The organism is Fusobacterium perfoetens, assembly GCF_021531595.1.
GTDB lineage: Bacteria > Fusobacteriota > Fusobacteriia > Fusobacteriales > Fusobacteriaceae > Fusobacterium_B.
Window position 1 is genome coordinate 1 of sequence record NZ_JADYUD010000008.1, and the last position, 23,028, is coordinate 23,028.

Annotated in this window: 26 protein-coding genes, 1 riboswitch and 1 other annotated feature; of the genes, 21 read left to right on the forward strand and 5 right to left on the reverse strand. The window is 29.4% G+C overall.

What is annotated here, in order from left to right; all coding sequences use genetic code 11:
* On the forward strand, nt 1–272 hold a 272-nt coding region (locus I6E17_RS05780; RefSeq protein ID WP_235236132.1), incomplete at its 5' end, for an FCD domain-containing protein.
* 59 nt (nt 273–331) lie between these two features.
* On the opposite strand, the gene I6E17_RS05785 is transcribed toward I6E17_RS05780, so the two are convergent.
* The gene (locus I6E17_RS05785; RefSeq protein ID WP_176828958.1) at nt 332–1,000 is read right to left on the reverse strand and encodes a YoaK family protein; all 669 of its coding nucleotides are present in this window, start codon (nt 998–1,000) and stop codon (nt 332–334) included.
* Nucleotides 1,001–1,170: 170 nt separating this feature from the next.
* Nucleotides 1,171–1,303, forward strand: a sequence feature (ribosomal protein L20 leader region).
* 18 nt (nt 1,304–1,321) lie between these two features.
* On the opposite strand from I6E17_RS05785, the gene infC reads away from it, so the two are divergent.
* From infC to I6E17_RS05810, 5 genes are all read left to right on the forward strand, one after another.
* Nucleotides 1,322–1,834 carry a translation initiation factor IF-3 gene (infC, locus tag I6E17_RS05790; protein ID WP_176828959.1) on the forward strand — a complete coding sequence of 171 codons (513 nt, stop codon included), beginning with the start codon at nt 1,322–1,324 and terminating at the stop codon, nt 1,832–1,834.
* A 29-nt stretch (nt 1,835–1,863) separates the two neighbouring features.
* Nucleotides 1,864–2,070 (forward strand): 50S ribosomal protein L35, encoded by a 207-nt coding sequence (rpmI, locus tag I6E17_RS05795; RefSeq protein WP_176828960.1) that lies wholly within the window; start codon nt 1,864–1,866, stop codon nt 2,068–2,070.
* Between the two features lie 35 nt (nt 2,071–2,105).
* Nucleotides 2,106–2,456 (forward strand): 50S ribosomal protein L20, encoded by a 351-nt coding sequence (rplT, locus tag I6E17_RS05800; protein ID WP_176828961.1) that lies wholly within the window; start codon nt 2,106–2,108, stop codon nt 2,454–2,456.
* A gap of 156 nt (nt 2,457–2,612) precedes the next feature.
* Nucleotides 2,613–2,792: a dihydrolipoamide acetyltransferase gene (locus I6E17_RS05805; RefSeq protein WP_176828962.1), complete on the forward strand. Its 180-nt coding sequence runs from the start codon at nt 2,613–2,615 to the stop codon at nt 2,790–2,792.
* Nucleotides 2,793–2,971: 179 nt separating this feature from the next.
* A complete protein-coding gene (locus tag I6E17_RS05810) occupies nt 2,972–3,655 on the forward strand; it encodes an outer membrane beta-barrel protein (RefSeq protein ID WP_176828963.1) in 684 nt (227 codons plus the stop codon).
* Between the two features lie 173 nt (nt 3,656–3,828).
* Here I6E17_RS05810 and I6E17_RS05815 read toward each other — a convergent pair whose 3' ends face one another.
* The 3 genes from I6E17_RS05815 to I6E17_RS05825 all read right to left on the reverse strand — a co-directional run bounded on the left by I6E17_RS05815 (nt 3,829) and on the right by I6E17_RS05825 (nt 8,561).
* Nucleotides 3,829–5,553, reverse strand: coding sequence for a phosphoenolpyruvate carboxykinase (locus I6E17_RS05815; RefSeq protein WP_235236134.1), 1,725 nt, complete (start codon nt 5,551–5,553; stop codon nt 3,829–3,831).
* Nucleotides 5,554–5,574: 21 nt separating this feature from the next.
* Complete coding sequence (locus I6E17_RS05820) at nt 5,575–6,819, reverse strand: pyridoxal phosphate-dependent aminotransferase (protein ID WP_235236136.1); 1,245 nt, start codon at nt 6,817–6,819, stop codon at nt 5,575–5,577.
* Between the two features lie 212 nt (nt 6,820–7,031).
* Complete coding sequence (locus I6E17_RS05825; RefSeq protein ID WP_235236138.1) at nt 7,032–8,561, reverse strand: Na+/H+ antiporter NhaC family protein; 1,530 nt, start codon at nt 8,559–8,561, stop codon at nt 7,032–7,034.
* Nucleotides 8,562–8,681: 120 nt separating this feature from the next.
* A riboswitch (Lysine riboswitch) is annotated at nt 8,682–8,858 on the reverse strand.
* Nucleotides 8,859–8,982: 124 nt separating this feature from the next.
* Here I6E17_RS05825 and I6E17_RS05830 point away from each other — a divergent pair.
* The 12 genes from I6E17_RS05830 (at nt 8,983) to I6E17_RS05885 (ending at nt 18,607) form a co-directional block, all read left to right on the forward strand.
* Nucleotides 8,983–9,927: an RluA family pseudouridine synthase gene (locus tag I6E17_RS05830; protein ID WP_235236140.1), complete on the forward strand. Its 945-nt coding sequence runs from the start codon at nt 8,983–8,985 to the stop codon at nt 9,925–9,927.
* Between the two features lies 1 nt (nt 9,928).
* Entirely contained in the window at nt 9,929–10,546 is a 618-nt protein-coding gene (locus I6E17_RS05835) for a ribonuclease HII (protein WP_235236142.1), read from the forward strand.
* Entirely contained in the window at nt 10,539–10,907 is a 369-nt protein-coding gene (locus tag I6E17_RS05840; protein ID WP_176828968.1) for a YraN family protein, read from the forward strand. Before I6E17_RS05835 ends, I6E17_RS05840 begins: the two co-directional genes overlap by 8 nt.
* A complete protein-coding gene (locus tag I6E17_RS05845) occupies nt 10,891–11,118 on the forward strand; it encodes a hypothetical protein (RefSeq protein ID WP_176828969.1) in 228 nt (75 codons plus the stop codon). Before I6E17_RS05840 ends, I6E17_RS05845 begins: the two co-directional genes overlap by 17 nt.
* Complete coding sequence (locus tag I6E17_RS05850; RefSeq protein WP_176828970.1) at nt 11,090–11,737, forward strand: ComF family protein; 648 nt, start codon at nt 11,090–11,092, stop codon at nt 11,735–11,737. Before I6E17_RS05845 ends, I6E17_RS05850 begins: the two co-directional genes overlap by 29 nt.
* Before the next feature lie 175 nt (nt 11,738–11,912).
* Nucleotides 11,913–12,668, forward strand: coding sequence for a triose-phosphate isomerase (gene tpiA / locus I6E17_RS05855; protein WP_235236144.1), 756 nt, complete (start codon nt 11,913–11,915; stop codon nt 12,666–12,668).
* A gap of 41 nt (nt 12,669–12,709) precedes the next feature.
* Entirely contained in the window at nt 12,710–14,233 is a 1,524-nt protein-coding gene (gene gpmI, locus I6E17_RS05860) for a 2,3-bisphosphoglycerate-independent phosphoglycerate mutase (protein WP_235236146.1), read from the forward strand.
* A gap of 141 nt (nt 14,234–14,374) precedes the next feature.
* On the forward strand, nt 14,375–14,749 hold the full coding sequence (locus I6E17_RS05865; RefSeq protein WP_176828973.1) for a thioesterase family protein: 375 nt from the start codon (nt 14,375–14,377) through the stop codon (nt 14,747–14,749).
* 4 nt (nt 14,750–14,753) lie between these two features.
* Entirely contained in the window at nt 14,754–15,278 is a 525-nt protein-coding gene (locus I6E17_RS05870) for a GNAT family N-acetyltransferase (RefSeq protein ID WP_176828974.1), read from the forward strand.
* 112 nt (nt 15,279–15,390) lie between these two features.
* Nucleotides 15,391–17,253 (forward strand): DUF2207 family protein, encoded by a 1,863-nt coding sequence (locus I6E17_RS05875; protein ID WP_235236148.1) that lies wholly within the window; start codon nt 15,391–15,393, stop codon nt 17,251–17,253.
* A 29-nt stretch (nt 17,254–17,282) separates the two neighbouring features.
* Complete coding sequence (locus I6E17_RS05880; RefSeq protein ID WP_235236150.1) at nt 17,283–17,834, forward strand: LemA family protein; 552 nt, start codon at nt 17,283–17,285, stop codon at nt 17,832–17,834.
* A gap of 20 nt (nt 17,835–17,854) precedes the next feature.
* On the forward strand, nt 17,855–18,607 hold the full coding sequence (locus I6E17_RS05885; RefSeq protein WP_176828977.1) for an IclR family transcriptional regulator: 753 nt from the start codon (nt 17,855–17,857) through the stop codon (nt 18,605–18,607).
* A gap of 101 nt (nt 18,608–18,708) precedes the next feature.
* Here I6E17_RS05885 and rpmB read toward each other — a convergent pair whose 3' ends face one another.
* Nucleotides 18,709–18,966 carry a 50S ribosomal protein L28 gene (rpmB, locus tag I6E17_RS05890; protein WP_176828978.1) on the reverse strand — a complete coding sequence of 86 codons (258 nt, stop codon included), beginning with the start codon at nt 18,964–18,966 and terminating at the stop codon, nt 18,709–18,711.
* Nucleotides 18,967–19,176: 210 nt separating this feature from the next.
* Here rpmB and I6E17_RS05895 point away from each other — a divergent pair, with 210 nt between their 5' ends.
* The 3 genes from I6E17_RS05895 to I6E17_RS05905 are packed head-to-tail and all read left to right on the forward strand — an operon-like array spanning nt 19,177 to nt 23,008.
* Nucleotides 19,177–21,516: an endonuclease MutS2 gene (locus I6E17_RS05895; RefSeq protein ID WP_235236152.1), complete on the forward strand. Its 2,340-nt coding sequence runs from the start codon at nt 19,177–19,179 to the stop codon at nt 21,514–21,516.
* Nucleotides 21,492–22,202: a 2-C-methyl-D-erythritol 4-phosphate cytidylyltransferase gene (ispD, locus tag I6E17_RS05900; protein ID WP_176828980.1), complete on the forward strand. Its 711-nt coding sequence runs from the start codon at nt 21,492–21,494 to the stop codon at nt 22,200–22,202. Before I6E17_RS05895 ends, ispD begins: the two co-directional genes overlap by 25 nt.
* A complete protein-coding gene (locus tag I6E17_RS05905) occupies nt 22,199–23,008 on the forward strand; it encodes a nitrilase-related carbon-nitrogen hydrolase (RefSeq protein ID WP_176828981.1) in 810 nt (269 codons plus the stop codon). Before ispD ends, I6E17_RS05905 begins: the two co-directional genes overlap by 4 nt.
* The last annotated feature ends 20 nt before the right edge of the window (nt 23,009–23,028 follow it).

Consider the following 23,028-nt stretch of genomic DNA (forward strand, 5'->3'; position numbering starts at 1 on the left):
CAGTAGAACTTACAGAATTTCATTATATAACATATAAATATATAACAAATGAGATGCTAAGAGAGTTTATGATGTTAGGATTTGAAATCCAAAGATTACATAGAGATATGTCACTTTATTTTGAAGATTCAAAAGAACTTTCAATGCAAGAGCATGAAAAATTGTATGAATATATTGTAGAAGGGAAAAAAGAAGAAGCTAAGGCGCTTATAGAGAGTCATTTAGAAAAAACAGAAAGACTATTACTTGAACATATAAAGGAATTAGGATAAAAATATTGAAACTTATTTTTTAATAAGTTTCAAATTATTTTTAAATGAATAATAAAGATTTATTCTTTTATAAGCATTAGTATAAAACCAATGAATAAAAAAAGAGCAGCAATCCATATAGAAATAAGTCCTAATAGTTTTGAAAAAATAAATCCTAAAGATGAACCTAGAGAAAAAATAGCTATAGCACCATAGTAGTGTAAGCTTTTATAAATACTTTCTTTTTGAGAATAAATATGGTACTGAGCAAGAAATTCTGTTGCATTTCTCATATTACCTATACACATAGTGGTAGCAAATGTTATTCCTCTAAATTTTTTAAAACTACTTACTTGCATAGCACATGAAAAAGATAAGATAATATTAGCTAAAACATTCATAGAGCTAGGAAGACATCCAACAAAAACCATAGCAACAATTTCAAAAAAAAGAATAATTTGTCTCCAATGTAGGATTCTATTTTTTTTATATAAGTATTGTATCCACTCAGTTAAATATATTCCACTTAGAAAAGCTAAAATAGGAAAAATATAATGGATAGCTTTTATGAACTGACCAGATATAAGATGACCACTTAAAAGGACAATATTACCAGTTTGAGCATTTGCAAAAACATTGCCTCTACATATATAAGAATAAGCATCTTGAAATCCTCCTGCAAGGGAAAGAAAAAAAGCTAGTCTTCTTGAGTCTGATATCTGGTTTTCAAATTCATTTTTAATTTTCATAGATATATTTCCTTTAAAATTTTTTTATGTTTTAAATGTAAAAAAATTACTTTTACATTATACTATTATTTTTTTTCCTTGTAAAAATAAAAAAATTAAAATGTATAAATTTTTCTAAAAATGCTTGACATTAAAAGGAAAATTGTATATACTAATAAAGTAAGATTTTTTATATCAAGAAGAAACTCCCTGTTTCTCACCTTGTGGGCAGATGGCTTACATAAGGTAAATAACTTGAATTTAATTAATTTAGAGTTGAGATATATGCAGGGTATGTTATGTACTCTGTTTTTTTATGTATATAGGGTTTTAAACTAGGAGGTGTTAATTATTTCAGATAAGGTTAGAATTAACGAAAAAATTAAAGGGAAAGAATTTAGAATTATTTCCAGTACAGGAGAGCAATTAGGTATTATGTCTATAGCTGATGCTCTTGAAGCAGCAAGAAAAGAAGAATTAGATTTAGTTGAGATTTCTCCTGCTGCAGTTCCACCAGTTTGTAAAATAATGGATTATGGAAAATACAAATATGAGCAGACAAGAAAAGCAAAAGATGCTAAGAAAAAGCAAAAAGTAGTAGTAGTTAAAGAAGTTAAACTTAGAACAAGAATAGACGACCATGACCTTGAAACAAAAGTAAATGCGATTAAAAAATTCTTGGAAAAAGATAATAAAGTTAAAGTAACTTTAGTACAATTCGGAAGAGAAAAATCATATCAAGATATGGGAATTGAACTTCTTGATCAAGTTGCAGAACAGCTTGATGGAGTTGCTGAAGTTGAAAAAAGATATAAAGAAAGTCAAAAATATTTGATGTTATCGGCAAAAAAATAGTTTTAATAGATTGAGAGGAGGAACACACAATGCCAAAAATGAAAACTCACAGAGGAACAGCAAAGAGAGTAAAAGTAACAGGAACAGGAAAATATGTTGTAAAACATTCAGGAACAAGCCATATTTTAACTAAAAAAACTAGAAAAAGAAAAAATAGATTAAAGAAAGACTTTGTTGTTTTAGATATTCATAAAAAAGATATGGTAGCTTTATTACCATATGGAGTAGGAAGATAATAACCGATTTTTGAGTATATATTTAGGAGGATGTAATGAGAGTTAAAACTGGAATAGTAAGAAGAAGAAAACATAAAAAAGTTTTAAGAGCTGCTAAAGGGTTCAGAGGTGCTTCTGGAGATGTTATAAAACAAGCTAAACAAGCTACAATGAGAGCTGCAGCTTATTCTACAAGAGATAGAAAAGTTAAGAAAAGAAAAATGAGACAATTATGGATCATAAGAATTAATGCTGGAGCAAGAATCAATGGATTAACTTACTCTACATTAATGAACGGATTAAAAAGAGCTGGAATCGTATTAGACAGAAAAGTTCTTGCTGATATGGCTCTAAACAATGCTGCTGAATTTGCTAAATTAGCAGAAACTGCAAAAGCTGCTCTATAATTATTCGTAAAAATAATTGTAAATGATAATGAACAGGAGGAGAAATCTTCCTGTTTTTTTATTTTGCAAATGTTATTGACTATTAATTGAAAAAGATATATACTATTTAAAAGCGTACAATAATAACGCTTTTAAGAGGAGCTTGGGAGGTCTTTTATGAAATTAAAAGATATCAAAGCTGTTAATTTTAATAGAAATGGTTCAGGGAGCATATCAGGCAGAATAATTTTAAAAAAAGAGTGGCTTGAAGATATGAATATAACACCAGATGAACCGTGGATAGAATTAAACTATGATGAAAAAATAAAAAAAATTGTCATAGAAAAGAAAGATTAACAGTTAGATCCCATTTCCAACCAACACAGTTAATAACTGCTTTCCTTATTGGCAGTAAGGAATGTCAGTTGAAAATGGGGCAGATATGTGTATAAATACACTCTGACAAGTATATTATACAATATCTGCTCCAAAATACAAATTTAATAAAATAAAATTTATTATGGAGGGAGATTTTTATGAAAAAAGTTTTATTAGGTTTATTTGCTTTATCAACTGTAGCAATGGCTGCAGAAACAAATCTTTATTTAAGAGCAGGGGCTGATTTAAACGGAGAATTTGATACTGTTTCATATTATGATCTAAAACTTAATAAAGATGAGGCTGATGATTTTTCTTGGGAAATAGCTGTTGAAGCTACAAGAGAAATTTATCCAAAAGTTGAATTAGGACTTGGATTAGCTTACCAAAAACATGGAGACCCTAAATCTAGTAATGATTTTGTAGAATTTGATGGTTTACCAGATATTATTTTTGATACAAAATTTGAAATGCCTGGATATACTTCAATTCCATTATATTTAACAGCGAAATATAATTTTGATGCAATTAATAATTTTGTACCATATGTTAAAGCAAATTTAGGATATTCATTTAATGATGGAGATGGAGATTTCAAAATGTCAGGGTTAAGTGAAGATGGTACATTAGAAGGGAAAGCTAAAGGAAATGTTAAAATAGATGATGGGTTATATTATGGAATTGGTGCAGGATTTGAATATAACAATTTCACTATGGATTTAATGTATCAAGTTAATGAAGCTGAAGCAGAAATAACTGTTTCTGACTTAGATGCAAAAACTAAAAAAGATTATGATTATTCAAGAGTAACATTATCATTTGGATATAAATTTAATTTCTAATATTTATATTAAAGAAAACATGAAAGAAAGCTGAATTTTTGGCTTTCTTTTTTTGTGTAAAAATAATTAAAAAATTTATAAATTTGAAAAATGTGAGAAATAATTTTAAAACAAAAAAGAGAGCAGAATTTTCTGCTCCCTTTTTTGTATATATGTAATTTTAATATTTAAGGCTATTTTTTTATAATAAGATTAAATAATTTTTCAGCTGCCTTAATTGGCCCTTCATGTTCTTTTCCCTTGATACCAAGCATAGTTCTTATTTGACCAACGACAACTTTGTCATCATACATCTTATTGAAGAATTTGTCAATAAGAATATCAGTTTCTTTTTGTTTTTGCACAGGTCCGAATGGATTTGCAAAATAAGAAGTAACAAGTCCTTTTTCACTTGTAGTTCCCTTAGCCATTCTTTTTCCTGCAACAAACACTTCTTTTGCTTCTTCAGGAGAATTGAAAAATTCAAGTTCAGCTCCTTCTTCATAGTTATTAGCATATAGGAAATATTCAACAGGGAAACCTGTCATTATTGTATTGTATGATGAAATAGGAATAACTATTCTTGAGTTAATTTTATTTGGATTCATAAAGATACTTCTGTCCATTTGTTTGTAAGCATAACCTGAATCAAGGTCATCAAGTCTTACGAAAGCTCCTATCTCTGTTCCATATCCAAGAATTTTTCCATCTTTTATTTTTAAAACTCCCATATCGTCAAAAATAACTTTCATTTCTTTTACATATTCTTCACTTAAAATTCTAAATGCTTCAAGACTTTCAGATTTACCAGCACCACTGTCTCCCATGATGATAATATTGAAGCTATCTCCTGTTTTCATAGTAACATTTACCATAGCTCCATGAATAGGAAGTCCTCCTTGCTCAATCATTTTTAAGTTATGAAGAGTAAGAGTCATTTTCTTAACATATCCAAAATAGTCAATATCTTCACTGTAATTTATATATCCTACCATGATATCATTTATTTTGTCATTATAGAAAAGAGTTTTCATTTTAGGATCAAAGTCTCTTGCTCCATATACAAAAACAATATCAGGTTTTTTATTTGCATATTCTTCTTCTTCAGCAAGTTCAAAAAGATTTGAAAGAGTAACTCCCTGAGCCATAAAATCTTTATTGAAATATATAAATGCAAGAAGAGAACCTACTTTTGCAGGATAGCAAAGCCAGTCTTCAGAGTTTAAATACATTCCTTCAATAGGGTTTTCATTAACTTCTTTGAAAATTCCTTTTCTTGTGTTTTGTTTAGGATATGTAATAAATGGAGGCTGTAAAATTACAGAGTTTATGAAGTTTACTTTTTCAAGAGCATAATATTCTTTAGGAATATTCCAGTTTACATTGCTTACAATAACTCCTAGATTTGCTCCAGCAGGAAGCTGTCTGTATACTCTATGCTTTGTTCCCATAACAGTTTCTTCTATTTTTCTGTATGTAGTAAGAATAAGATTTGTAAAATTATTCATTGAATTAAAGAAATTTGCATTTTGAAGTCCAGCTTCAAATTTCTTATTTCTTATAATAGCATATCTTTCAAATTGTCTCCAGTAAGTGTAAAGTTCTTCTATAAATTCAATAACAATATCTTTTTTACTGAAAAATGTTACATATCTTTCATCAAGTTTTTCAAGTGCTTCAAGATTGAAAACTATAAGAAGTTTAAAAAGACGAGTAACTTCTTCAGTTATATCTTCATCTCCTGCAAGTGCTTTAAGATGTCTGTAAACTTCTGTATCTTTTTTAGTTATTTTTAAAACATAAGAGTTTAATATTTTTCTGAATCCTACACTGCTTAAAAGTTCATCTGATGTAGTACAATATTTAGCAGTAAAGTTAAGCATAACACTGTTTCTGTTGATTGAAAATTCTTGTTTCAAATTAATCTCCCCCTAGAATATTTATCTGTTGAATTTTTTTATTGACTGAGCTATAATTTCAGGTAATTTTTCTATTTTTCTGCAAGGTACACTGCAAAGAGCAATTCTTATTCCTCCAATAACAGGAAGAACAAATACTTTTTGTGATTTTAAATCTGCAATAATTTCTTTGGCATTTTCTTTAAGAGGTATTGTGACAAAGAAACCACTTCTGAAAGGACAAGTAATAAGTCCAGATTTTTCAGCTTCTTTTACAAAGATTTCAGCTCTTTTTTCAAGAAGGACTATTTTTTCTTCCCTTTCGTCTTCAACTTCTTTAAGAAGTTTTTCATCACTATATATATCAGAAAGAAGTTTCATTCCTCCTCTTGTTGTATTTGACCAGCTTGTACGACAAAGGAAAGTTGAAGCTGTATCAAATTCATCTATAATTTTTTTGCTGGAAGAGACAGCAACTTGTGCTCCAACTCTAAGTCCATAACTTGTAAATGATTTTGACATACTAAATGCCATAATTACAAGAATCTCTTCAGGAAGTCCATTGAAAAGAGTCATATATTCTCTTGATTTTGCAGCTCCTCTGAAATCATAGTCTATATATGCAATATCATTTAAAAGAATTACTTTAGCATATTTTGCAGCTTCTTTTAAAACTTCTATGACAGCTTTCCATTCTTCAAAAGAAAGACAGTATCCTGTAGGATTTTGACATGGATCATTTATAACAGCAAGAACTTTATGTTGATTTTTTGCCATTTTTAAAACTTTTTCAGAAAAGCTTGAAATATTAAAAGCATTTCCATCAAATAGAGTATATGTATCATATTTTAATCCATTTGCAGCAGCAAGACTTTTATAAGCTTCCCACATAAATTCAGGAAGAAGGACAGTTTCCCCACAGTCCATATACGCTTTAAGAGTATTATGAATAGCTCCTGTTCCTCCGGGAGTCGCAGTTACTCCTATATATGATTTATCAAATGATGATTTATATATATCTAAAACATTTTCTTTAACAGCTTCTTTATATTCGTTGCTTCCACTTATACCTGAAGCATATCCAAAAATTTCAACAGCAGGAAGATTTTTATAATATTTTTCAACAGTTTTTAGTACAGAAAGATTTTCATCTTCTCCATAGAAAGTTCCTATTGTGGAATTTATAACATTATCTTTTCCAAACTCTGTTTCAGCTTCTTTAACTTCTTTTGATATTTCAAAAACACCTTTTCCAAGAGCTTTTCCAATCATTCTTTCAGCTATCAAATGACTCTCCCCCTTTATTTTTTAATCTCTCATGAGAACAAAGTTCTAAATATGCTTAAGTATACATGAGAATATTTAATAAGTCAATATAATTTTAATAATAATAATTAAATCCATCAATGATTTGTTAGTTAATTATTTAAAAAATAGATTGTTTTTCAAAAATTTAGTACAAATAAAAAAGCTATCATAAAATATGATAGCTTTAAAATTTATTTTTTTAATCTGACTTTAGGTTCTGTCTCTAACCCAAAAAGAGGAATGAATCTATCAAATCCTGTTATAGTAAGGAAAAGAATAGAAAATACAGAAATCATGGCAAGAAAATTAAATTTAATAATATCCATAGGAACAAATTCATGTAAAGGATATACAACTTTTGCAATTCCTATATAGAATCCTATGTAAACATGCCATGGAATAAGCTGAGAACCAAAAACTCCAAGAGCATCACTGAAAGTGGCATTTCTAAGTTTTAGCTTGTACATAGCTTTTTCATCGCCCTCTACATTTTCATCTACAAGATTTCTTATAATAGGTCCTATTGTAACTATCTGTGCCATTTCATCAGCTAAGGCAGCATTTCCAAGAATAGAGAAAACTCCATTATAGAACATAAGTTGTCTTACATTTTTTGCCATACCTTTAACTAGTCTTGAAAGAGGTTCAAAGGCATTCATGCTTCCCATAATTCCTCCGAAAGCAGCAATCCACATCATCATAACAATAACCCATGCTCCTGCTCCTGAAAATCCAGTATATATAAGTTCAATGAAACCTTTAAGATCTATTGCTGTTTTTCCCATTTCTGCAGCAGCTTGAGCAGCTTCAGCAGTTATTGTAATTGTTCCTGCAAAAATTCCAAAAATAAGAGAAGAAAATATTCCAAGGAACAAACATAAAAGAGTAGGAAGTCCCTTTACAGCAGCAGCAAGAACAAGAAGAAGAGGAATTCCCATATATGCAGGGATACCACTTTGAACTTGTTTAAGTAAAGTTACTGCTGATTCTCTTTCAGCTGCAAGAGCAGACCATACAGACTGAGGAATATTATTTATAGCTTCACTTGCACTTCCTACAGTATCAGGAAGCCCCATAAAAACAGAAACACCATAAAAAGTTATTATACTTAAAACAAGACATGAAAGAGACCAAACACCTTGATGCTTTATTCTGTCTATTACTTCAACTTTTTGAATACCTGAACTTACTACAGTTGTATCTGATATAAGTCCTATATTATCTCCAAAGCAAGCTCCTCCAGCAATAGCTGCTGTAGTAAGAAGGATATTTCCTCCTACAATATGGTTAAGCCATAAAAATACAGGTGCACAGGCAGCAAATGTTCCCCATGAACTTCCTATTGCAACAGATAAAAGACTTGTTACAATAATTCCAGTAACAGCTATTGTCTTTGCAGTAAGTCCAAAGTTAAGAGACATAATGATAATAGAAGCTCCAACTCCTGTTGCCATAAAAGTTTCAGCCATAGCATAAGCAAGCATAAGAATAAAGAAAACAAGTTGAATTTCTTTTACGCTGTCAACAGCGGAATCAACTATTTTTTGGAAAGTAAATTTTTCAGTGATGAATGCAACAAGTGCAGCAAACATTACTGCAATAGGAGCAGCAACAAGAACATCAAGTCCTACAGCAACCATAAGTACTCCTAAAATAACAACAGGAGACAGTTTTAATATTTCTATAAACCAACCTCTTCTCTCATTTAAATTTTCATTCATTTTTTATTAATCCTCCCTAAAAATATTAAATAACAATGAATTTTAGGTAAAAAAAACTGCCATGGGATTTTTTTCATGGCAGATGTTAATAATAATATCAAATTAAACAATAATTTTGATAAAATTGATAGCTCTACATCAGCAGTAAACTAATGTCAGTCATACAGATATTTTCTGTATGCCCAAGACTTTAATCTGACAAATTAAATCTTTCGGCGGAATTCCCTTTGGGCTGACTTCAATGCTTTGTCGTGCTGTTTCAGCTTAATCTTGTTTTCCGCAACCTCTACCTAAATATATATTTCATTGTTCGTACAGAATATGGTATCATTTTTAAAACTTTATGTCAATTATTTTAGGTTTTAAAATTGTTTGATGGGTGCTATAATTATGGTATAAAGGTATAATTGCGGGGTATTTTATGAAAGAATTAAAATTTTCTGCAGAAGAAAAATTCATAGGAAAAAGACTTGATATTTTTCTGCAGAGTATGCTTGAAGAAATGAGCAGAGCAGGAGTTCAGAAACTTATAGAAGATGGACTTGTAAAAGTAAATGGAAAAGATATAAAAAAAGCAGGAACAAAATTAAAAGGAAATGAAATAGTTGAGGTAAAAATTCCTGAAGAAGAAGTACCTGAACTTAAACCAGAAAATATTCCTATAGATATAGTATATGAAGATGAATATATTGCTGTTATTAATAAAACAAGCAATATGACTGTTCATCCAGCACAGAATATTTATACAGGGACTTTGGTAAATGCTCTTCTATATCATTTTAAAAGTCTTTCAAATATAAATGAAGACAATATAAGACCTGGAATAGTTCATAGACTTGATAAGGATACAAGTGGACTTATAATAATTGCTAAAACAAATGAAGCACATGAAAAATTAGTAGAAATGTTTCAAAGTAAAAATATGAAAAAAACATATATAGCTATTTGTAAGGGTAATTTTAGTCAAAAATCAGGAAGAATAGAAAATCTTATAGGAAGAGATCCTTATGAGAGAAAAAGAATGGCAGTTGTTGAGATAAATGGAAAACCTGCTATAACTAATTATGAAGTAATTGATGAAGTTCAGGATTTTTCTCTTATGAAAGTAAATATTGAAACAGGTAGAACTCATCAGATAAGAGTGCATATGAAATTTTTAAATCATCCTATTCTTGGAGATTCAACATATGGTTCTCCTTCAAAGCTTGCAGAAAGGCAGATGCTTCACGCATATATGCTTGAATTTATTCATCCTGTGACAAAAGAAAGTATAAAAGTAAAAGGGAAACTTCCTGGGGATTTTGAAAACATTATAAAAAAATTAAGGTTTAACAGAGAAAAAATAACAGAGATTGGTGAAAAGTAAAATGAAAGAATTATATGAATTTGACAGAGAAAAAGGAAATATAGCAGGTGTTGACGAAGCAGGAAGAGGACCTCTTGCAGGATCTGTTGTTGCTGCAGCAGTAAAAATTAATGAATATCATGATTTTTTTGAAGAGATTAATGATTCTAAAAAACTTTCTGAAAAGAAGAGAGAAATTCTTTTTGATAAAATTTTAGCTTATTGCAATGTAGGAGTCGGAATAGCAACAGTTGAAGAAATAGATGAGGTAAATATTTTAAATGCAACATTTCTTGCTATGACAAGAGCTCTTGAAGATATAAAAAAAGAGGGAACAGAGTTTGATAAAGTTCTTGTTGATGGAAATAAATTAATAAAAGGTTATGAAGGAGAGCAGGAGGCAGTAGTAAAAGGAGATGCTAAAAGCCTTTCAATAGCTGCAGCTTCAATAATAGCTAAAGTAACAAGAGACAGAATAATGCTTATAAATGCAGAAAAATATCCTGAATATGCTTTTGAAAAACATAAGGGATATGGAACAAAACTTCACAGAGAAATTCTTCTTGAAAAAGGACCTCTTCCAATACACAGAAAAACTTTTTTAAAGAAAATATTAAAGTCAGATACTACTTATGAATAAAAGAGAACAAGGAGCACTTTTTGAAGGTTATGCTGCAGAATTTCTTGAAAGGAAAGGGTATATACTTCTTACAGCAAATTATTTTACAAAACATGGAGAAATAGATCTTGTAATGAAAAAAGATAAAACAATAGTTTTTGTTGAGGTAAAGCAAAGAACAAATGATGTTTTTGGAAGAGGAGAATATGCAGTAGACTATAGAAAAAAAAGAAATATGTATTACAGTGCTCTAAAATTTATTTCAGAAAACAGATATTTTAACTATGACATAAGGTTTGATGCTGTTATCTTTAATGGCAGGGGAAAAACACCTTGTAATTGGATAAAAAACATAATATGGGGTGATGAAATTGGATTTTAAATGCCTTAAATGTGGATGTGAAAAATATTATGTAAGAACGGCTGTAGTGCCAGAAAAAGAAGCTGGATTAAAAATTGAAATGGGAACATACTATCTGAAAATATGTGCTGAGTGTGGATATACAGAGATGTATTCTGCAAAAATTCTTAATAAAGACAAGAAAAAAGAAAAGGAGAATAATCTTGAGCCTAAAACTCAATCAAATTCTTAGAAAGTTTTTCTTTGATTCAAGATGTTCTATATGCAAAAAAGAAGTTGAAGAAGATGAAATTTATATATGCAGAGAATGTAGGGAAAAAATTGAAAAGAAAAAAATTCTTCATGTAAGAAAGAATATTTTTTATCTTTTTGATTATAAAAACGATATAAGAAATCTTATTATTGATTATAAGCTTAATGGGAGAAAAGATATATGTATATTTATAAGTAAGCTTATAGAAAGTGACTTAAAAAAAATAATAAGAGAAAAAAATATAGATACAATTATTCCTGTTCCTATGAGCAAAGAAAGATATTTTTCAAGAGGATTTAATCAAGTAGAACTTATTCTTGATGAAATAGGAATATCTTATGAAAAAGCAGAGAGAAGAAAAAATACACTTCCTATGCATGGAATTTCAGAAAAGAATCTTAGAAAATTAAATGTAAAATCAGCTTTCAGATGTGATTTTCCCACAAAAAGTAAAAATATTCTTATAGTTGATGACATAATAACAACAGGAGCAACAGTTTTTGAAATGATAAAAGCTATTAAAGAAGCTGGAGAGCCAGAAAATATTTATATTTTTTCTTTATCAGCAGCCCCTTCTTTTTATAAGAAGTTTTTATAGAAGTAAAATATTAAAAAATAAAAAAATCAAAAATGCTTAAAAATTAATCACAAAAAATCAATTTATTGACTTATAGTAAATTAGAAGTTTATTGTATTTTATGTTAGAATATAAGATGAAAACATTAAAGCAAAAATATTGAGATATTAATTAAAATATTTAGGAGGATTTTCAAATGAGAAAAACTATTATTGCAGGAAACTGGAAAATGAATAAAACTAATGCTGATGCAGTGGCTATGCTTACTGAATTAAAAGCAGCTGTTGCAGGTGTTGAAAATGTGGGAATCGTTATAGGAGCTCCTTTTACTGCTCTTTCTGATGCAGTTAAAGCTGTTGAAGGTTCAAATATAAAAATTGCTGCTCAAAATATGTATCCAAAAGCATCTGGAGCTTATACTGGAGAAGTTTCTCCTGAAATGTTAAAAGCTATAGGTGTTGAATATGTAATATTAGGACACTCTGAAAGAAGAGAATACTTCCACGAAACAGACGCATTTATAAATGAAAAAGTTAAATGTGCTTTATCTTATGGATTAACTCCAATTCTTTGTGTAGGAGAAAAATTAGAAGACAGAGAAGCAGGAAGAACTGATCTTGTAAACGAAACTCAAGTTAAAGGCGGACTTGCAGGTTTAACTAAAGAAGAAGCTGTTAAAGTTGTTGTTGCTTATGAACCAGTATGGGCAATAGGAACAGGAAAAACTGCTACTCCAGAAATTGCAGAAGAAACTCATAAAGCTATAAGAAAAGTTTTAGCTGAAATGTTTGGAGCAGAAGCAGCTGAAGAAATTACTATCCAATATGGAGGATCAGTGAAAGCTGATAATGCAAAAGATCTTCTTGCTCAAGCTGATATTGATGGTGGACTTGTTGGAGGAGCTTCTCTTGAAGCAGAATCTTTTGCTAAGATAGTAAAAGCTGGAATGTAATTAACTAATAATTTTGAAAATTTTAGAGAGGAAAATAAATAATGAATAAAAAACCATTAATGCTTATGATTTTAGATGGTTGGGGGATAAATACTCACGACAACCAAGTTAATGCTATAAAAAATGCTGATCCAAAAGAATATTCAGAGCTTTTAGCTAAATATCCACATTCAAGACTTGAAGCATCAGGAGAAGCAGTAGGATTACCTGAAGGGCAAATGGGTAACTCAGAAGTAGGACACTTAAATATAGGTGCAGGAAGAGTAATTTATCAGCCCCTTGTAAAAATAACAAAAGATATAAGAGATGGGGAATTTTATGAAATTCCTGCTTTAAAAGAAGCATTCTCTTATGCAAAAGAACATAATTCTGCAATTCACTTTGCAGGGCTTGTTTCTGATGGAGGAGTTCATTCACATGTAGACCACATATATGGACTTCTTCAAATGGCTAAAAATTATGGACTAACAAAAGTATATCTTCATGCTTTCTTAGATGGAAGAGATACTCCTCCATCATCAGCTGTAAACTTCTTAGCTCAAGTTGAAGCTAAAATGGCTGAAATAGGAGTAGGAAAAATAGCTACTATTTCTGGAAGATACTATGCAATGGACAGAGATAAAAACTATGATAGAACAAAACTTGCTTATGATAATATGACTTTAGGAAATGGAATAGAGGCGTCTTCAGCAGATGAAGCTATAAAAGCTTCTTATGCAGCTGGAGTGACAGATGAATTTGTAAAACCTACAGTTATTGATAAAGAAGGACTTGTAAAATCAGGAGATGTTTTAATAAACTTTAATTTTAGACCTGACAGAGCAAGACAAATAACAAGAGCATTTAATGACAAAGAATTTACTTTCTTTGACAGAAATATTGATCCAATAAAAGTTTATTGTATGAGACAATACGATTCTACAATAGATGCACCTGTTATTTATAAAGATGATGAAATAGTAAATACTTTCGGAGAAGTAATTTCTAAAGCAGGTCTTACTCAGTTAAGAACTGCAGAAACAGAAAAATATGCCCATGTAACATTTTTCTTCAATGGAGGAGTAGAAGCTCAGTATCCTGGAGAAGAAAGAAAACTTGTTGCATCTCCAAAAGTTGCTACATATGATTTAAAACCTGAAATGTCAGCTTTTGAAGTTACTGAAGGAGCAAAAGAAGCTTTAGAATCAGGAAAATTTGATGTAGTGATTTTAAACTTTGCAAATCCTGATATGGTTGGACATACAGGAGTTTTAGAAGCAGCTGAAAAAGCTATAAAAGCTGTTGATCAATGTGTAAAAACACTTGTTGATACAGTTCTTTCTCTTGATGGAACAGTATTAATCACAGCAGACCATGGAAATGCAGAACTTATGGTAGATCCTGAAACTAATGCACCATTTACTGCTCATACAACAAATGAAGTTCCATTTATATATGTATCAAATCATACTGAAGGAGTTTCATTAAAAGATGGAAAACTTGCAGATATAGCTCCAACAATGCTTCATATTTTAGGAATCAAACAACCTGCAGAAATGACAGGAGAAAATTTAATAGTAAAATAGTTTTTTAATTACATCTAATAGTTTCTGAGAAGAGAGGAAAAAATTTCCTCTCTTTTCTTTTATATTTTTCTTTACTATTTTTGCAATTAATGAAATAATATATTTGTAATAAATCATAAAAAACAGGAGGATACACCTAATATGTTAAAAGAAGGAATGAAATTATCTTACACAAGAACAGTAAGCCCAGAAGAAACAGCAGCAAAAGTAGCTTCAGGAACATTGGAAGTATATGGAACACCAATGATGATAGCTTTTATGGAGAAAACATCTTTTGAGTTAGTTCAGTCTGAACTTGCAGAAGGAGAATCAACAGTTGGTATATCTGTAAATATAAAACATAACAAAGCTAATAAAATAGGAGACGAAGTTGTTTGTGAGTCAACTCTTACAAAGATAGACGGAAGAAGACTAGTATTTGATGTTAAAGTAACTCATAATGGAACTGTTGTAGGAGAAGGAACTCACGAAAGATTTATAATCAATGTTGAAAAATTCCTTTCAAAATTAGGATAGAACCATGAAATTTCTAGGAGAATATAAAGGATTTTCACTTTATATTCTAGATAAAGAAACAGGAGAACTTTATAAAGAAGAAATAGTTTCTCTTTTGAATCTTATACCGAAATCAAATTATAAAATTTCTGATGTTATAAGAGAGAAAAAAGGAGAAAGAATTCTTTATGGAAAATGGGAGCACAGCCTTATTTTATTTGATAAAGATAAGATAGTAGGAGTTCTTATTGGATATGAAAGAAAAAAAGAAAATAATAATTTGTACTCTGAAAACAGCTTTTATATAAATGAAATATCTGTACATAAAGATTATCAGGGATATGGCTTAGGAAAATATCTTATGACATATTTTCTTGAAAATACAAAGGAATTTATATATCTTTCAGGAAAAAGAATATTTAAAATTCAAACAGAGGATAGCTCCAAAAATATAAAAGTTGTAAATTTTTATAAAAGTCTTGGATTTTATGAAACAGGCAGAAAAGAATATCCTGAAAAATTTGATATTATAATGGAGCTAAAAAAATAATAAAAAATAAAAATCTTCTTTGATTATTGATATCAAAGGGGATTTTTTTATTTGTGGTTTAATGTTTGTTGTGATAAGATAAAAATATACATTGAATATGGAGGGAGAGTTTATGGGAAAATACAGGTATTTTTGGAGAAAAATTATTTTTACATTACTTTTTCTTACAATTTTTTCGGCATTATTTTCAGCATCTTATAAAATAAATGACTTAAAAATCTTGGCACAAATAAGAAAAGATGGAAGTGTTAAAGTAACAGAACAAGTTGTTTATAAGGCTGAAAAAATAAATGGAATTATTTATAATATAGATGCAGAAGGTTATGGAGAACCTAAAGATATAAGTATATTTTATGAAAAAGACGGAGAATATATACAAGCTGTAAGAAAAAGAGGAACAAACAGAGGATATTATTCTTTAAGTGAAAAAGAAGGACTTTATAAAATAAAGCTTTATTATCCTTTGTATAATGAAAAAGAAACTTTTATTATAAGCTATATTCTTCCTGAAGGTATTTCTGTTTATAAAGATACAGCACAGTTCAATAGAAAAATGGTGGGAAGAAACTGGCAGAATAATATAAAAAATATAGAAGTAACAATAGAACTTCCTGAAGAAACCTTAAAAGAAAAAATATATGCTTTTGGACATGGACCGCTTACAGGAAATATTGAAATAGTAAATGGAAGGAAGATAAAATATTCTTTAAAAAATTATTATCCAGGGGAGTTTATTGAGACAAATATTCTTTTTCCAAAAGAAATAATATCTGAAATAAATAAAAAATATATAAAGAATTATAAAGCTTTTGATGATATTATGGCTTTGGAAAAAAATTTAGCAGAGGAAGCAAATAGAGAAAGAGAAAAAGCTGTAAGAATGACAATCTTTAGCTGGACAGCTTTTGGTGCTGTAATATGCTGGATATTTTTTGTAGGAAGTTTTGTATATATAAAAAATGGAAAGAGATACAAAGTACAAGCTCCATATGGAGAATATTTCAGAGAACTTCCTGATGACTATACACCAGCAGTTGCAGGAGCTGTATCAGCAAGACTTACAATAAAACCAGAACATCTTTTTGCTACAGTTATGGATTTAGTAAGAAAAGATTTCTTTCAAATGTCAGAAGAAGATATAATAAATTCAAACGGGAAAAAGGAACATAGGACTATTTTAAGAAAAATAGAAGAAAAAGATATTTCTAGTCTTAAAGAGTATGAAAAATATGTCTTTCAATGGTATATTAATGAAATGGGTGATGGAACAGAAGTTGTAATGGAGGATGTTGAAAGCTATATTTCAGGAAAGAAAAATGCCAAAGCTTTTTATTCAAAATATAAGGAGTGGTGCAGAAAAGTAGAAAAAGATTTAGAGGAAAAAGGTCTTACGAGAGAAAAAAATAAAAAAATTCCTGTTCTTTTGGGGGTTGTAACTGGATTTCTTATGTTTCCTGGAGGTGTTTTTCTTACAGGAGTTTTCAGAGATTCAAAATTTATGTTATTTACATTTATAGCAGTTCCTTTCATTGTATTTATAATTTCAAGAAAAAAACTTTCTAAAATAGCTGAAGAAGCTTATGCAAAATGGAGTGCATTTAAAAAATTTTTAATAGATTATAGTAATCTTGAAGAAGCAAAAACAGCTTCAATTTATATTTGGGAACACTATTTTGTTTATGCTGTAGCTCTTGGAGTTGCAGAAAAAGTAGCAAAAGGATATAAAAAGATAGAAAGTTTAAGAGGTGAAAACAGAGGAACAGAAGTTGGCAGATATTATAGACCTTCTATAATGAATGCTTATATATACAGCAGTGCATTTCACAGTATAGAAAAAGCAACATCAGGAGCTGCAAATCGTTCAATAAGAGAAGTTTCAAAATCAAATCATTCTTCAGCAGGAGGAAGAGGAGGAGGCTTCAGCGGAGGTTCTTCCGGAGGTGGAGGAGGCCGTGGAGGCGGAGGTGCTTTTTAGAAAATTAACTGAAAAAGGAGATGATTAGTATGAAAGGTATAATTATTTTGATTGCTATTATTCTTTTTATAATAGTAATAACTATAATTTATCAAAATAAATTTGTAACTCTTCATGAAAGAGTGAAAAATGCTTGGAGTCAAATAGATGTACAGTTGCAAAAAAGAATGGATTTAATACCTAATATTACAGAAACAGTAAAAGGATATGCAGTTCATGAGAGAGAAACTCTTGATGCTGTTATTTCAGCTAGAAACCGTTATATAAATGCTATGGGAACAGAGGAAAAAATGAAAATAAATGGGGAAATAAGTGGACTTTTAGGAAGGCTTATGGCTGTGTCGGAAAGTTATCCTGATTTAAAAGCAAATATAAATTTCCTTGAACTTCAGAAACAGCTTAAAGAAATAGAAGATAAAATAGGTTTTGCCCGTCAGTTTTATAATGATACTGTTACATCCTATAATCAAGCTGTAAAAATGCTTCCTGGAAGTATTTTTGCAGGAATATTTAACTTTAAAGAAGAAACTCTTTTTAAAGCTGAAGAAGGAGCAAAAGAAACTCCTAAAGTGAAATTTTAAAAAAGAAGATGAGGTAGAATATGGAGAATAAAAGCAAAGTTCCTGCAGTAGAAAAAGCAGACAGAATATTTAATTATCTGTATTATAATGAAGCTGCAACTCAAGCTGAAATAGCAAGAGAACTTAATATTTCAAAAGCATCTGTAAACAGACTTCTTTCCTTACTTTTAGAGTTAAGATATCTAAGTATAGAAGATAAAAAATATTCTCTTGGGGAAAAATTTTATTTCTTTGCAAATAAATATGAAAGATACACTCTTATAAAAAATATATCCCGTCCTTATCTTGAAGAACTTTCTCTTAAATTTAAAGAGACTTTTAAAATGAATATACTTGAGGAAGATAAAATAAGAACTATAGCAAAAGTTGAAAGCAGTGATCTTATAAAAATACCTGTGTCAGAAAATGCAATTTTCCCTCTTCATGCAGGCGCTGCCAGCAAACTTTTGATTTGCCAGTTGAGTAATGCAAAACTTGATAAACTTTTAGAAAAAACTCTTCCTAAATATACTGAAAATACAATAACAGACAGAGAAGAACTAAAAAAAGAACTTATTAAAATAAACAGCAGAAAAATATCTTTTGATAATATGGAACACTCGGAAAAAATAAAAGCAGTTGCAGTTCCTGTACTTAATAAAAATAATAGAATAATTGCTGCAATGAGTTGTCCATGTTTTCCAGAAAGATGGAATGAAGAAAGAATGGGAAAAATAGCAAAGGCTATGGAAAAAGCTTGTAGCGAAATAGGAAAGAGACTGGAGTATTTTTAAACTCCAGTTTTTTATAAAAAATAAAGTATAAAAAAAAGACATGCTTTGTTAAGTAAAACAAGCTGTCTTTTTTTTAATACATATAAGTTTTAAAGTTTTTACTATTTGCTTAAAGCTTTAGTAATTCTTGGACTTAAAGTATTAGCGTTTGCTTTTAAAATTTGCATTAATTCAGTTTCAGAAGCACCTTTTATAGTCTTTAAAACTTTAGTACAAACTTTAATTTTTAATGTTTGTCCGTTGATAACAACAGTAACTGGTTGTAAATTTGGTTTCCAAACTCTTCCTGTTAATCTGTGAGAGTGAGATATTTGGTTTCCAAAAGTGATTCCTTTACCAGAAATTTCACATCTTTGCATTGAGAGCACCTCCCCCTAAAATAATTATTGCAAATTATTATATCATTATATAGAAAATATATCAAGGACTTTTTAAAGAAATTAGAAAGAAATGTAAAAAAATAAAATAAATTCCGTCTGAAAAATTTGAATAATGAATAAAGTGTTATTAATATTTCTCTGTATTATGATATAATATAATGAAAATTAAAATAAAAAAAGGTGATAAAATTGAATACTCACAGCCATAATATATTAGAATTTAATAAACTAAAAGACAGCTTAAATGAATATATGGTTATAGAAAAAAACAAAGAAAGAGTTGAAGAACTTGGAATATACAAAGATATAAACTCTTTAAGAAAAGATTTTGAAATTATAAGAGACTTTATAGATTTCTCTAAATATGATGGTGGAATTGAAACTGCAGGAATGAAAAATATTTTAGACATTCTTAGAAAATGTGATCTTATGGGAATGTATTTTGAGCCTGAGGAACTTTATGACATTAATCAGAACCTAAGACTTTTCAGATTATTTAAAAATAGATTAGAAGATCTTGATAAATATAAAGAGTTAAAAGGAAAATTTATATCTGTCCCTGTTGTAAAATTTATAGAAGATATAATTAATAAAACAATAGACAATGAAAAAAAGATACAGGACGAAGCTTCTCTTGATTTAAGAGATATAAGAGCACAGAAAAAACTTTTATCTGCAAATATTAAAAGAAAATTTGATGATATGTTTTCAAATGAAGCTTATTCAAAAGCTATTCAGGAAAAAATAGTAACTGTTCGTGACGGAAGAAGTGTTATTCCAGTAAAACTTGATTTTAAAGGATTAATAAAAGGAATTGAACACGATAGATCAGCAAGTGGTCAGACAGTTTTTATAGAACCTCTTTCAATAGTTTCTCTTAATAATAAAATGAGAGAGCTTGAAGCAAGAGAAAGGGAAGAAATAAGAAAAATTCTTTTAAGAATAACAGATCAAATAAGAATGAATGTAGATGATGTGAGAAAAATTGGAGAAAATATTTTAGAACTTGATTTCTTAAATGGAAAAGCAAAATATGCTATTGATAATAACTGTATAATTCCAGAAATTAATGCGAGAGAGCAACTTAATATTGTTGAAGGAAGACATCCTTTCATTGAAAAAGATAAAGTAGTTCCTCTTACATTTGAAATAGGAAGAAAATATAATACTCTTCTTATAACAGGACCAAATACAGGAGGAAAAACAGTAGCTCTTAAAGTAGCTGGACTTCTTACTCTTATGGCACTTGCAGGTATTCCTATTCCTGCTAAAGAAAATTCAAGTGTAGGATTTTTCTCAGGTGTTTATGCAGATATTGGAGATGAACAAAGTATAGAGCAATCTCTTTCGTCTTTTTCGGCACATCTTAAAAATGTTCAGGAAATTTTATCAAGTGTTACTAAAAACTCTCTTGTTCTTCTTGATGAACTTGGTTCAGGAACAGATCCTGTTGAAGGATCAGCTTTTGCTATGGCTGTAATAGATTATCTGAAAGAAAGAAAAGTAAAATCAATGATAACAACACACTATAGTGAAGTTAAAGCTTATGGATATAATGAAGAAGAAATAGAAACAGCTTCAATGGAATTTAATTCTGATACTCTTTCTCCTACATATAGACTTCTTATAGGTATTCCTGGAGAAAGTAATGCACTTACTATTGCAAAAAGACTTGGTGTTTGTGATGAAGTAATAGAAAAAGCTAAAACATATATAAGTGATGAAAATAAAAAAGTAGAAAAAATGATTTCTAATATAAAAGATAAAGCTGATGAACTTGAAGCTATGCAAGTTGAAGTTGAAAGACTTAAACAAAAAGCTAAAAAAGATCAGGAAGAATATGAAGAAAAATTAAGACAGCTAGAAATAGAAAAGAATAATATTTTAAAAGAAGCTTATGAGAAAGCTGATACAATGATAAAAGATATGCAGAACAAAGCTGCAGCTCTTGTTAAAAAGCTTCAGTCTGAAGAAAATAAAAAAGATGATATGAAAAATGTTCAGAAGAGTCTTAATATGCTTAGATCAAGCCTTGATCAAGAGAAAAAAGCAAATGTAGAGCAAAAACCTAAAACAGTTAGAAAAATTGATATTAAAGAGGGAGAAAAAGTTCTTGTTTTGAGTCTTAAACAATATGCTGTGGTTCTTAAAATAAATCCATCAAAAGAAACAGCATTTATTCAAGCAGGAATTCTAAAACTTGAAGTTCCTCTTGATGACCTTAAAAAGATTGTAGAGAAAAAGGAAAAAGTGTATGGAGCTGCTTCAACATCAAGCAGAACAAGCGTAAAACCGAAAATAGATTTAAGAGGAAAAATGGTTGAAGAAGCTATATATGAATTAGAGTCATACTTTGACAGAGCTATGATGAATGGATATAAAGAGGTTCAAGTTATTCATGGAAACGGAACAGGAGCTTTAAGAAAAGGCATAGTTGAATATTTGAAAAAATGCAGATATGTAAAAGAATTTAGATTCGGTGGACAAGGTGAAGGTGGTGTAGGTTGTTCAGTAGTAACTCTGAAATAAGATATACACTTATAGTTGCAGCAGCTGGTGTAGGTAAAAGAATGGGACTTTCTTATCCAAAACAATTTTTAGAATATAAAGGAAAACCACTTTTTATTAATGTTCTTGAAACAGGAGAAAAATCTGAACTGATAACAGATATTGTAATTGTGACAGGAAAAGAACTTATAAATGAAGTAAAAGCTGCATGTGAAAAATTTGAAATAAAGAAGGTTAAATTTATAGCAGAAGGTGGAAAAGAAAGACAAGATTCAATATATAATGCTTTAAAGTTTTGTGATGAGAATTCTTTTATTGCAGTTCAGGATGGAGTAAGACCATTTTTTAAAGAAAGCTATCTTGAAGATGCTTTTAATGAACTTAAAAGCAATGAAGATATTGATGGAGTCGTAATAGGAGTTCCTGTAAAAGATACAATAAAAATTGTAGATGAAAGAGGAATAGTTGTATCAACACCTGTAAGATCTACTCTTGTAGCAGCACAGACACCTCAGGTATTCAGAGGAAAAATTCTTATAGATGCCTATAAAAAAGCTGAAAAAGAAAAATTTCTTGGGACTGATGATTCCTCTCTTGTGGAAAAATATGGAGGAAAAATAAAAATATCAGCAGGAGATTATGGAAATATAAAAATAACAACAATAGAAGATATAAGTTTTCTTAAGCAGGAAGGAGAAATAAAATGAAAATTTTAATTTCGCAGATGAAGCCTTATTTAGGGAATGTTGAAAAGAATCTGCAGAAGATAATATCATATACAGAAGAGGGAATAAAGGAGAAATGTGATATAGTAGTTTTTCCTGAACTTTCATTGAATGGAACTCTTCTTGAAGATCTTATATATGAAACAGCTGTTTTGAAAGTACCAGAAAAACTTTTAGAACTAAGCAGAGAAATAACAGTTATTTTTGGCGCAGTTAAAGAAGAAAAGAATAAATATTATAACTGTGCTTTCTGTCTTGAAGATGGAAATGTTATAGGAGAGCATAAAAAAGTATTTCTTTCAAAAAGCAATGGAGGAAGTGAAGCAAGATATTTTACAAGAGGAAAGAATATAAAAACATTTAAAAGTAAAAATGGTATTTTAGGAATAACTCTTGGAGAGGAAGGTCTTAATCCTCTAGTAAATGGAGTTCTTTCAGCTGATGGGGCAGAAATAATATTTAATCTTATAAATGAAAGTGCAGTTTCATCAGAGGAAAATTCTTTATATGAAACAGCTTCAATTGCAGGTTCATTATACAATAAAAATTTTGCAGTAACAGTTAATAGAGTAGGAACAGAAGACGGTGTTGTTTTTGCAGGTGGTTCGTTTGCAGTTTCTCCTTATGGAAAAATAATAGAAAAAATTGAGAAATTTAATGAAAAATTAAGTATAATAAATGTAGAATTAAAAGATATAAAAAAAGCATATTGCATCTCAGAATACGATAATGAAAACAATCTTGAAATTATAAAAAAAGAACTTGAAAGAGTAATGGAAAAAAATTAAGAGACAGTTTGATCAGGAGG